Source organism: Streptomyces sp. NPDC036764, assembly GCF_055609385.1.
On the sequence record NZ_JBVJPT010000021.1, the window covers coordinates 118,593 to 130,005 of the forward strand.

Here is an 11,413-nt window from a genome sequence, read left to right on the forward strand (position 1 = left end):
CCGCAGTCGCCCGACAACGGTATGCCCCGAGCTCTCAGGCGGTATCTCCCCTTTCAGCCCTCCGCAACAACGCACCCGCGACCAATCCTCCCAACAGCACAGCCAGCGCCCCCACCAGCAGACTGGTCTCAAGCCCGGAGGAGAACGCGTCCAGAATCCGCCCCTTCTCGGCCTCGCCGTCCGCCAAGGACATCGCCGCAGGCAAGGACGTCGCCGCCACCGGAATCAGCGCCGCGAACCGCGAGTTCAGCAGCGCCCCCAGCACGGCCACCCCCAGCCCGGTGCCGAACTCCGCCACCGTGCCGTTGATCCCCCCGCCGACCCCGGCCTTCTCCGGCGGAATCGCACTCATGATCGCGTGGGACATCGCCGGACTCGCCACGGCCGCTCCGGTGCCGATGAGCACCAGGCCCACCAGCGTGCCGGCATAACCGCCGGAGGCCATCGTGGCGATGGAGGCCAGGCCCGCCGCCATCACCGCCATGCCGAGCCCGATGGCGAGCGGGGTGCCCAGCCGGGCCGCCCACTTCGCCGCCACACCGGTGAAGTTCAGCGCCACGATCATCAGGGCGAGCGGGGCCGTGCGCAGCCCGGCCTCCAGCGGCTCGTAGCCGAGCACGAACTGCATGTGCTGGGTGAGCAGGAAGAGCGAGCCGCCCATACCGAAGGTGATCAGCACACCGCCCGAGACCGCGCCCGTGAACTGCCGGTTCCGGAAGAAGTGCATGTCGATCATGGGGTACGGGATCCGGCTCTCCCAGTACGCGAAGGCGACCAGCACGACGACGGCCACCGCCGCCGTCAGCAGGACCCGGCCCGACGTCCAGCCGTGCTCGGGCCCGGAGATGATCGCGTACACCAGGGAGGCCATGCCGATCGTGGAGAGCACGGCGCCCAGCACGTCGGGGCGGTCGCCCTGGGGGTTCTTCGACTCCGGGACGAGCGCCACGACGGCCACCAGGGCGAGCACCGCGACCGGAATGTTGATCAGGAAGATCGCGCCCCACCAGAAGTGGTTCAGCATGAAGCCGCCGAGCAGCGGCCCGGCGGCGAAGCCCAGCGAGTTCACCGCGGCCCAGATGCCGATCGCCTTCGGCTGCTCCTCCGGCGTGAAGATCTGGATCGCCACCGCCAGGACGGTGGTCATCAGCAGCGCGCCACCGACACCCATCCCGGCGCGCGCCGCGATCAACTGGCCCGTGGAGTCGGCGAGGCCGGCCACGAGGGAGCCCACGCCGAACAGCGCCAGGCCCGCGGCCAGCATCTTCTTGCGGCCGTAGCGGTCGGCCGCGCTGCCGGCCGTGAGCAGCAGACCCGACTGCACCAGCGAGTAGGCGTTGATCATCCACTGGATGTCGGAGGTGGCCGCGCCCAGTTCGCGGGTGAGCGAGGGGATGGCCACGTTCAGGACGGTGTTGTCGAGCACCACGGTGAGCACGGCGAGGCAGAGGACACCGAGGATCAGCCAGCGCTGCGGGTGGCCGCCCGGAGCCTGGAACTGCGGCTGCGGCTGCGGCTGCGGCTGGGCCGGGGCCTGTTCCTGGGGGGACGTCGTCATGTTCTACACCGTAAAGCAATCCCTATACGGTGTACAACGGAGATACGACAAGGGGCGGTGGCCCAGGCCACCGCCCCTTGTCGCAGGGACCGTCAGCTATCGCTCTTCGGCTGCGTCAGGTCGTAGAAGGTGCTGCCGTCGACGGTCACCGACTCGAAGTTCTCCTGGACCCAGGAGCTGATCTGCGAGGAGGTGCCGCTGCTGCTGCCGCCCATGCCGCCGCCGCTGCCGCCGCCGATGAAGTAGTGGATCTTGCCTTCCTCCACGTACTTCTTGAACTCCGCCAGGGTCGGGGACGGGTCGGTGCCGTTGAAGCCGCCGATCGCCATCACCGGGTCGCCGGTGGAGAGCTGGTAGCTCGCGGCGTTCTGGGCGCCGACGGCCGCGGCGGCCCAGGTGTAGTCGTCGGCGTTCTTCTCCAGCAGTTCCTTGGCCTCGTCGCTGACGCTGGCGCCGTTGAGCAGACCGCCCGCGCCGCCACCGCCCAAGCGGCCGCCCTCACCCATCTGGCCGCCGGGCATACCGCCCTGCTGGTTCTGGCCCTGGGTATTGCCGTTGCCGTTCTGCTGACCCGGCATACCGCCGCCGAAACCGCCGCCCGGGAAGCCGTTGCCGCCCTGCTGGTTCTGGCCCGGCTGGTTCTGGCCCGGCATGCCGCCACCGCCGGGGCCGCCGCCCATGCCCCCGCCACCGCCGGGGCCGCCACGGCCGCCCGCGACCGCGGGACCGGCGGTGACGATCGAGCCGGTGTGGCCCTCGTTCACCGTGGTGAGGGTGTACGCGGCCGGGCCGGCCAGCGCGGCCACGAGGCCCAGGCCTACGACGGCCATGGTGAGTTGACGTCCGAGCTTCGAGGCGAAGATCAGGCCCAGCGCCGCGGCCAGTCCGCCGACCAGTACGACCCACTTCAGCCAGGGCAGGTAGTCGGAGGAGCGGTTGAGCAGGACGTAACCCCAGACCGCGGTGGCCGTCATCGCGCCCGCCAGGGTCAGCGCCGCCCACGCTTTGTCGCGCTTGTCCCAGAGCAGCGCCGCGCCCATGCCGATCAGCGGGGCGATGTACGGGGCGAGGGCCACCGTGTAGTACTCGTGGAAGATGCCCTGCATGTAGCTGAAGACCAGCATGGTCGTGAGCAGCGCGCCGCCCCAGACCAGGAACGAACCGCGCGTCACCGACGCCCGCCTGAGCTTGCGCGTGGCCACCAGGCCCGCGATCAGCAGGATCAGCGCAGCCGGGATCAGCCAGGAGATCTGCCCGCCGATGCTTGAACCGAAGAGCCGGTCCCAGCCGGTCTCGCCCCAGTTGCCGCCGCCGTTCCCGCCTCCGCCGCCACCGCCACCGCCACCGCCGACGCTGCCGGTCTCGTCGCCGTTGAGCCTGCCCAGGCCGTTGTAGCCGAAGGTCAGTTCAAGGAAGGAGTTGTTCTGCGAGCCGCCGATGTAGGGGCGGGAGGAGGCGGGCCACAGTTCGACGATCGCGACCCACCAGCCGCCGGAGACGACGATCGCGACGAGGCCCGCGGCGAGCTGACCGATCCGCTTCTTCACCGACACCGGCGCGCAGGCCGCGTAGACGATCGCGAGCGGCGGCAGGATCAGGAAGGCCTGGAGGGTCTTGGCGAGGAACGCGAAGCCGATCGCGGCTCCGGCCCACACCAGCCACTTCGTACGGCCGTCCTCCAGGGCCCGGATGACGAAGTAGCAGGCCACGGCCATCAGCAGGGCCAGCATCGCGTCGGGGTTGTTGAACCGGAACATCAGCGCCGCGACGGGGGTGAGCGCGAGCACCGCACCGGAGATCAGGCCGGCCGCGGGGCTGAACCGGCGGCGCACGGCCGCGTAGACCACGGCCACCGTGCCGACGCCCATGAGGACCTCGGGGAGCAGGATCGCCCAGGAGTGGAGGCCGAAGAGCCGGACCGACAGCGCCATCGGCCACAGGGAGGCCGGAGGCTTGTCGACGGTGATGGCGTTGGCCGCGTCCAGCGAGCCGAAGAAGAACGCCTTCCAGGACTCGCTGCCCGCCTGGACGGCCGCCGAGTAGAAGGAGTTGGCGTAGCCGGAGGCGCTCAGGTTGTAGAGGTAGAGGACGAGGGTGGCGAGGAGGAGGCCGAGGAAGGCCGGGCGTGCCCAGCGCGGGTCCTCGGGACGGCCGCGCCACAGCCGCCGTACGAAGGGCTGTTTGGGCTGACCGGCGTCGGGGGCCGGCGGTGGAGCCCAGGTGGCGGGGCCCGCGTCTCTGCCGTAGGTCTCGTAGGTCTGCTGGTCGTGGTGGACGGTCATCGGTATTCCCTCGACTCGGTGTCGTGCGGGCGCACCGGCTGCAACTGCAGGGTGGCGTCCGTCCCCCACTCTCGGCTTCGCTCGAGCGGGGGCACCCCCACGTGGCCGTCCGCGGCTTCACCGGCGCGGAACCGATCGGTGTCGTACGTGGGGTGGGGCGTGCGAAGCGGCAACGGGCCGTAACTCTGGGGTGGTTGCGGGGCGACGACCGCCCGCTCGGTGTCGTCGCGGCGGTCCGGGAACACCCACGCCCGGAAGAGCAGGAAGCGCAGGACCGTCGCCGCGAGGTTGGCGGCGATCAGGACCGCGAGTTCGGTGGAGTGCGCCGGGTCGCCGCTGGCCGCGTTCAGGGCGGCCAGCGAACCGCTGGTCAGGGCTAGGCCGATGCCGAAGACGACCAGGCCCTGCGCCTGGTGCCGGACGGCGCCGCCGGGGCCGCGCACGCCGAAGGTGAGGCGCCGGTTGGCCGCCGTGTTGGCGATGGCGGAGACCAGCAGGGCGAGCGCGTTGGCGATCTGCGAGCCGGTGATGACACGGAAGCCGCTGTAGAGGAGGAGGTAGAAGAGGGTGGACAGGCCGCCGACGACGCAGAAGCCGACGAGCTGGCGGGCCAGGCCGTTGGGTACGTCCTTGATGTCGCGGTCACGCGGGTCGTCGCCGAACGGGCGGGTGAGCCGGTCCAGCGGCAGCGAGCCGGTCGCAAGGGCCCTGCCCACCCGCCACACGCCCCTGAGGTCGTCGGTCGCGGTCTTCACGATGTGGACCGTGGAGTCGGGGTCGTCGACCCAGTCCACCGGCACCTCGTGGATCCGCAGGCCGGCGCGCTCGGCGAGCACCAGCATCTCGGTGTCGAAGAACCAGCCGGTGTCCTCCACCAGCGGCAGCAGCACCTGCGCGACATCACGGCGGATCGCCTTGAAACCGCACTGGGCGTCCGAGAAGCGGGCCTGGAGGGAGCCGCGCAGGATGAGGTTGTAACCGCGGCTGATGAACTCCCGCTTGGCGCCGCGCACCACCCGCGAGCTGCGGCTGAGCCGGGAGCCGATCGCCAGGTCCGAGTGACCGGAGATCAGCGGCGCCACCAGCGGCAGCAGGGCGTTGAGGTCGGTGGACAGGTCCACGTCCATGTAGGCGAGGATCGGGGCCTCCGAGGCGGACCAGACGGTCCGCAGCGCCCGGCCGCGGCCCTTCTGCTCCAGCCGGAACGCCCTGACCTCCGGGAGCTCCGCCTCCAGTTGCCGCGACACCAGGGGGGTGGTGTCCGTCGACGCGTTGTCCGCGATCGTGATGCGGAACGCGTACGGGAACGTGCGCTTGAGGTGATCACGCAGTCTCAGCACACACGGCTGGAGGTCCTTCTCCTCGTTGTAGACGGGGATCACTACGTCCAGGACAGGCGTACCGGCGTCTCCGGCCGGGAGGTGCTCCCGCGCCGGCAGGGTGCCGGGAGAAGAGTCGGTTCGCATGGAACCGACTTTCGTCAGGCGCCCTGTTCCGCCCATGTGGTGACGCTGTGCTGTGCCTGTGAGTGCTGTTGCCAGCTCATTTCGGGGCTCGGCGGCACAGGCAGCGCGGGCAGATGCACCGTGAAGACGGTGCGTCCGGGGACGCTGTCGACGGTCACGGCACCGCCGTGCGCGGTGGCCACGGCCTGCACGATGGCCAGGCCGAGGCCGGTGGAGCCGGTGGCGCGGGAGCGCGCGGAGTCGCCGCGCGCGAACCGTTCGAAGACGTGCGGGAGCAGGTCTTGCGGGATGCCCTGTCCGTTGTCCTCGACGTCCACGCACAGCCACGGGCCCCGCCGTTGAACACGCGCGGTGACCGTCGTGCCGGGCGGGGTGTGGTTGCGGGCGTTGCCGAGGAGGTTGACGAGGACCTGTTGCAGCCGGGCCGCGTCCGCCGACACGAGGGCCGGTTCGTCGGGCAGGTCGAGGCGCCAGTTGTGGTCCATGCCGGCCGCGCGGGCGTCGCTGATGGTGTCCACGACCAGCGGGATCAGATCGGTCTGCTCGAACCGGAGCGGCCGCCCCGCGTCGAGACGCGCGAGCAGCAGGAGATCCTCGACGAGCAGGGTCATACGCCCGGCCTCGGACTCGATACGGCCGAGGGCGTGCTTGGTGTCCGGGCCGACGTCTTCCCTCCCGCGTCTGGTCAGCTCGGCGTACCCCCGGATGGAGGCAAGGGGCGTCCTGAGCTCATGACTGGCGTCGGCCACGAACTGCCGTACCCGCATCTCGCTCTGCTGGCGGGAGTGCAGGGCGCCGTGGACGTGGTCCAGCATCCGGTTGAGCGCGGCGCCGACCTGGCCGACCTCGGTGTGCGGGTCGGTCTCGGACTCGGGGACGCGTTCGCTGAGGTTGACCTCGCCGGTGTGCAGGGGGAGTTCGGAGACGCGGGTGGCGGTGGCGGCGACGCGGCGGAGGGGGCGGGTGGCCACGCCGACGATCACCGTGCCGGCGATGCCCGCGGCCACCAGGGCGGCGGCTGTGACGCTGGCCTCGATGAGCATCAGGGTGTTGAGGGTGCTGGTCGCCTCCTCGGTGGGGATGGCGACGTAGTAGCTGCGGGAGCCGTCGAAGCTGGTCCGGTACTTCACGAGGTACTCGCCGAGGCTGCCCAGGTCGACGGTGTGCTGACCATCGTCCTGGGCGACCTTGTTGAGCGCCGCTTCCTGGGCTTCGGTGAGGGGCTCGGCCACCATGCCGAAGGTGTCGGCGGTGGAGCTGTCGTCGGACTTCTGGCCGACCTTGGCCTCGGTGATGACGCCGTTGCGGACCTGGGCGATGATCGTGCCGCCGGACGACGACGGGGCGGCGCCGGCCCGCTTGACGAACTCGTCGAGATTGAGGGTCTGGGAACCCTTGACGGTCGTGTTGCTCTCGCGGGCGCTGTCGGCCGGACCGTTCTTGCCGGGGTCGACGCCGGGAGGCTTGCCGGCGGCCCGGTCGGCGGTCTCGGCGAGCTGGGTGCCTAGCTGTTCGTACAGGTGTGAACGCAGCGCGAGCGTCGTCACCGTACCGATCACCGCACACACCACGGCGATCAGCACCACGGACGCGACGACGAGCCGCGCACGCAGGGTCCGCGGCTGACCCGCCCCCACTCTCGACTTCGCTCGAGCGGGGGGACCCCCACGTCTCTTCTGCGCACGCGGCCGTCGTCGCCCGCTCATGACGCCGCGGGCTTGATCAGATAGCCGGCTCCCCGCCGGGTGTGGATCATCGGCTCACGGCCGGCGTCGATCTTCCGGCGCAGGTAGGAGATGTACAGCTCGACGACGTTGGCCTGCCCGCCGAAGTCGTAGGACCAGACCCGGTCGAGTATCTGCGCCTTGCTGAGCACGCGCCGCGGATTGCGCATGAGGAAGCGCAGCAGCTCGAACTCGGTGGCGGTGAGGTGGATGCCTTCGCCGGCCCGCGACACCTCGTGGCTGTCCTCGTCGAGGGTGAGGTCCCCGACCACGAGCACGGAGTCGGACCGCCGGTCGGCGGCGCCGGAACGCCGGATGAGTCCGCGCAGCCGGGCGACGACCTCCTCCAGGCTGAACGGCTTGGTGACGTAGTCGTCGCCGCCGGCGGTGAGCCCGGCGATACGGTCCTCGACGGCGTCCTTGGCCGTCAGGAACAGCACCGGCACGTCCGGCAGCTCGCGGCGCAGCCGCCCGAGGACGGCCAGGCCGTCCATGTCCGGGAGCATCATGTCCAGGACGACGGCGTCGGGCCGGAACTCGCGCGCGGTCTGGACGGCACCCGTGCCGTCACCCGCGCTGCGGATCTGCCAGCCCTCATAGCGCAGGGCCATCGACAGAAGTTCGGTGATCGACAGCTCGTCGTCCACCACAAGCACTCGGACGGGGCTCCCGTCCGGCCTCAGCAGTTCGGTGCGCCCCTGGGGCGAGGTCGTGGTCATGATGGACACCTTGGCGGCGCCCTCTTAGAACACGCTTTCCGCAACCTGTGATTTTCCTGAGAAACGCACAGGAGGCTCTCAGGCAACCCCTGGGAAGTCCTCAGGAGAGATCGATTTCCCGCTGGCCCTCAGAACAACCCGTCCTGCACGCTCGCCTCCTGATCCCCGAACTCCCGCACCGGCACGGTCAGTTCCCCGTCCCCGCCCGTCGGCAGCAGTTCCCACCCCGTCATCAGCCGCGTGTCGACGACGAACACCCCGGCGCCCGTCTCGACATGCAGATCCGGCCCGGCGGCCGCCACCAGCCGTCCGCTCACCGCCCCGCCCGCGACGAGCTCGGTCACCTCACCGGCGGCGGCCGGCAGGTCCGTCAGCCCGAACACCACGGTGTGATCGACGGGTAGGCAGGATTCGCGGGCGAGCGACTCCGGCCAGGCGTCCAGCGCCACCGCCCGGGCGTGCAGGTCCTCGATCTCGGCCGCGCGCTCCGCCGCCGACGCCGGCAGTGCGCAGCGCACCGCCCGCTTGTCGGCATACGGAATCCGGTCCGGCACCCGCAGTGCCGCCCGCAGCAGCTCCTCCGTGCGCCGTGCCGCCATCAGCGGGCCGGCGCCCAGCCAGGTGAAGCAGACCGCGCCCTGCTCCAGCAGCCGCGCCGAGCCGCGCTCGAGGGCGGTGATGCCGACCTTGGTCATCCCGGGGCCGAACCAGGCCAGATATACGTGGTACGGCCGCGGGTCGTCCGCGATCGTGTCGGCGGCCACCGAGTGCGCCCGGTCCAGCCGCGCACACTCCTCGCAGCGCGCTCCCGTGCTGCGCCCCGATACGGCCGCCCGCACCGGACACACGTGCCCCCGCGCTCCCACGCATGTCCGCACGCCCCCTTCGGCGACCCCGAAGGCCACCCTTTTCCCCCAGGTCAGCGCCGAGCGCCGACCGCCGTGCCACGCCAGCTCGGGGCCGTCGGCCGACCAGCGCAGCCCCTTGCATCTCCATGCCTGTGCCATCGCTCCCCGAGCGTAGGGGCTGCCACTGACAACGCCCGGTCAGCGACCGGCCCGACCGGCCTCGACGGCAGCGGGCTCCCCGCCCGAGAGGGCCATGTCGGACGACGCCTGTGGCGTCACCGCGGCCGTACGCCGACCGCGCCCCGCCAGTCGGCAGCTCCAGCAGTTCGGATGCCCGTCCCGTACTGTCAGGTCGCGCACCCCCATGCCCCACTGCTCGCGGGGCCGCACGCCCGAAGGCTTGCCCCACCCGGACAGGTGCAGGGCCCAGGTGACGAGGACACTCGCCGCCAGGATCCCGAGCCCGCCCACGATCAGCCCGGCCGAAACCAGGCATATCCCCGCACCCAGCACGGCGGAACCGACGGTCGCGATCCCGGTCCCGGTCCATCCCGCGACCGTGTGCCCCTCGTCATACTGGCTCACGTGCCTGCCTCCTTCTCGTCAGGGCAGCGGAAGTCACCCGCGTTCGCGAGGGACCCAGAATCCCTCACACTGTAAGAAGTTTAGGCACTAAATCTCTCGCGAGCTAAGGTAATAAGGAAGATGCAAGCCAAGCCGCGTCCCACCGCCACCCCGGCCCAGGCGCTGGAGGCGATGGACTCCCTCATCGCCGCCCACCTGCTCGGCCAGCAGGAGATGGCCCAGCGGCTGGGCCTGAACGTCACCGACCTGCTCTGTTTCGCCTGCGTCCTGAAGGCCGGGGACGACCTGCTCACGGCGGGCGACCTCGCGGAACACGCCCATGTCACGACCGGCGCGATGACCGGCATCCTCAACCGCCTGGAGCGGTCCGGCTTCGTCACCCGCCGCCCCGACCCGGCCGACCGGCGACGGGTCCGGGTGGCCGCCGTACCGTCCGCGGTCACCCGGGTCGAGGCCCTCTACGGCCCCTACTACGCCCGCCTCAACGAACTCTTCGCGAGCTACTCCGCCGACGAGATCGCCGTACTCACGGACTGGTTCACACGGACGACGGGGCTCGCGCAGACCTACATCGACGAGCTCCGCGAGCAGGACAAGGACTGAGTGTCATCAGGCCCGGCCCGGGTCAGCGAGCCCGGCCCGGGTCAGCGAGCCCGGCCCACCCCGGGACCGCCCCGGGGCACCCGCCGTTCCTCCCGCTCGTCGTACGCCACCCGCGCCCGCTCGACCGCGTCCAGATGCACGGACCACTGCGACAGCGCGGCGAACAACGGCGCGAGGCTGCGCCCCAGTTCACTGATCTCGTACTCGACCCGCGGCGGGACCTCGGCGTGATACGTGCGCACGACCAGCCCGTCCCGCTCCAGTTGCCGCAGTCGCTGCGTCAGCACCTTCGGCGTGATGGTGCCGATCCGGCGCTCCAGTTCGACGAAGCGCTGACGGCCGTACTCGTGGAGCGCCCACAGGATCGGGGTGGTCCAGCGGCTGAAGACGATGTCGACGACGGGCGCGATGGGACAGGCGTTCGCCGGATCCGCCTCCGGACCGGCACCCCGCCGCGTCCGATCGACTGTGTCCTCGGTCACAACTGCCCCCGTCCGCCAATACTTTCCTCTAGGTACCTACTACCCCCACAACAGTAGCGTCGCCGTACGAGATCCGAACTCGGAAACGGAGACCGATGATGATCGTGGTGACCGGAGCAACGGGCAATGTGGGACGGCCACTTGTGCGCGCGCTCGTCGACGCGGGTGAGCAGGTGACGGCGGTCTCCCGCCGGATCTCCGTGCACGACGTACCGGCGGGGATCCGCCATCACCAGGCGGACCTCACCGAACCCGAATGCCTGGAACCCGCGCTCGACGGGGCCGAGGCCCTGTTCCTGCTGACCTCCGGCGACTTCATGGCCGCCGGCGGCGACCTCGGCGCCGTCCTGGACGTCATACGGGGGTCGGGCGTCCGGCGCGTGGTCCTGCTGTCGTCCCAGGGCGTCGGCACGGGTGACCACCCGCCGATGCTGGAGGACGCCGTCAGGGCGTCCGGCCTGGAGTGGACGATGCTGCGGCCCGGCGCCTTTCACTCGAACGCCCTCCAGTGGGCCGACATGGTCCGCACGCGACGAGAAGTCGCCGCCCCCTTCGGCGACACGGCCCTGCCCACCGTCGACCCGGCCGACGTCGCGGAGGTCGCGGCGGCGGCCCTGCGCGCACCGGGCCACGCCGGCCAGGCGTACGACCTGACCGGCCCGGCGCCCGTCTCGCCCCGCGGGCAGACCGCCGCGATCGAGGCCGCCCTGGGAGAGCGGGTCCGGTTCGTCGAACTGACCCGCGCGCAGGCCCGCGAACACATGCTGCGCGCCATGCCGGAGCCGGTCGTCGAGAGCACCCTCGACATGCTGGGCACTCCACCGGCCGCGCTGCGACGGGTGAGCCCGACCGTCGCCCAGGTCCTCGGCCGACCGCCCCACTCGTTCGCGGACTGGGCGGAGCGGAATGCCGGGGCTTTCAAGTAGCTTGCCGCGCCTTCAAGTGGCCGGGGGCCCGGGGAAGCCGGGGGCCTGGGGTTGGGGGAGCCGAGGGCCTGGGGTTAGCGGAGCCGGGGGCCGGAGGGGCCTGGGGCCGCAGGCCGGGAGGGCCGGAGGGCCGGAGGGCCGGAGGGCCGGAGGGCCGGAGGGCCGGAGGGCCGGAGGGCCGGAGGGCCGGAGGGCCGGAGGGCCGGAGGGCCGGAGGGCC

Annotated in this window: 10 protein-coding genes; 2 read left to right on the forward strand and 8 right to left on the reverse strand. The window is 71.4% G+C overall.

The window, feature by feature from the left end; genetic code table 11:
• Positions 1–34: 34 nt before the first annotated feature.
• The 7 genes from ACZ69Q_RS43260 to ACZ69Q_RS43290 form a co-directional block, all read right to left on the reverse strand.
• The gene (locus ACZ69Q_RS43260) at positions 35–1,558 is read right to left on the reverse strand and encodes an MFS transporter (RefSeq protein WP_471053844.1); all 1,524 of its coding nucleotides are present in this window, start codon (positions 1,556–1,558) and stop codon (positions 35–37) included.
• A 92-nt stretch (positions 1,559–1,650) separates the two neighbouring features.
• Positions 1,651–3,840, reverse strand: coding sequence for an ArnT family glycosyltransferase (locus ACZ69Q_RS43265; RefSeq protein ID WP_471053847.1), 2,190 nt, complete (start codon positions 3,838–3,840; stop codon positions 1,651–1,653).
• Entirely contained in the window at positions 3,837–5,306 is a 1,470-nt protein-coding gene (locus ACZ69Q_RS43270) for a bifunctional glycosyltransferase family 2/GtrA family protein (RefSeq protein WP_471053850.1), read from the reverse strand. Before ACZ69Q_RS43270 ends, ACZ69Q_RS43265 begins: the two co-directional genes overlap by 4 nt.
• 14 nt (positions 5,307–5,320) lie before the next feature.
• Positions 5,321–7,012 (reverse strand): ATP-binding protein, encoded by a 1,692-nt coding sequence (locus ACZ69Q_RS43275; protein WP_471053853.1) that lies wholly within the window; start codon positions 7,010–7,012, stop codon positions 5,321–5,323.
• The gene (locus ACZ69Q_RS43280; RefSeq protein ID WP_471053856.1) at positions 7,009–7,749 is read right to left on the reverse strand and encodes a response regulator transcription factor; all 741 of its coding nucleotides are present in this window, start codon (positions 7,747–7,749) and stop codon (positions 7,009–7,011) included. Before ACZ69Q_RS43280 ends, ACZ69Q_RS43275 begins: the two co-directional genes overlap by 4 nt.
• 128 nt (positions 7,750–7,877) lie before the next feature.
• The gene (locus ACZ69Q_RS43285; RefSeq protein ID WP_471053859.1) at positions 7,878–8,756 is read right to left on the reverse strand and encodes a DUF2797 domain-containing protein; all 879 of its coding nucleotides are present in this window, start codon (positions 8,754–8,756) and stop codon (positions 7,878–7,880) included.
• A gap of 39 nt (positions 8,757–8,795) precedes the next feature.
• Entirely contained in the window at positions 8,796–9,182 is a 387-nt protein-coding gene (locus ACZ69Q_RS43290) for an HGxxPAAW family protein (protein ID WP_471053862.1), read from the reverse strand.
• A 120-nt stretch (positions 9,183–9,302) separates the two neighbouring features.
• Between ACZ69Q_RS43290 and ACZ69Q_RS43295 the strand changes: the two genes are divergently transcribed.
• Positions 9,303–9,785, forward strand: a complete 483-nt coding sequence (locus ACZ69Q_RS43295) for a MarR family winged helix-turn-helix transcriptional regulator (RefSeq protein WP_471053865.1) — start codon at positions 9,303–9,305, stop codon at positions 9,783–9,785.
• A 41-nt stretch (positions 9,786–9,826) separates the two neighbouring features.
• Here ACZ69Q_RS43295 and ACZ69Q_RS43300 read toward each other — a convergent pair whose 3' ends face one another.
• Positions 9,827–10,267: a winged helix-turn-helix transcriptional regulator gene (locus tag ACZ69Q_RS43300; RefSeq protein WP_471053868.1), complete on the reverse strand. Its 441-nt coding sequence runs from the start codon at positions 10,265–10,267 to the stop codon at positions 9,827–9,829.
• 98 nt (positions 10,268–10,365) lie between these two features.
• Between ACZ69Q_RS43300 and ACZ69Q_RS43305 the strand changes: the two genes are divergently transcribed.
• A complete protein-coding gene (locus ACZ69Q_RS43305) occupies positions 10,366–11,193 on the forward strand; it encodes an NAD(P)H-binding protein (protein ID WP_471053933.1) in 828 nt (275 codons plus the stop codon).
• Positions 11,194–11,413: the final 220 nt, after the last annotated feature.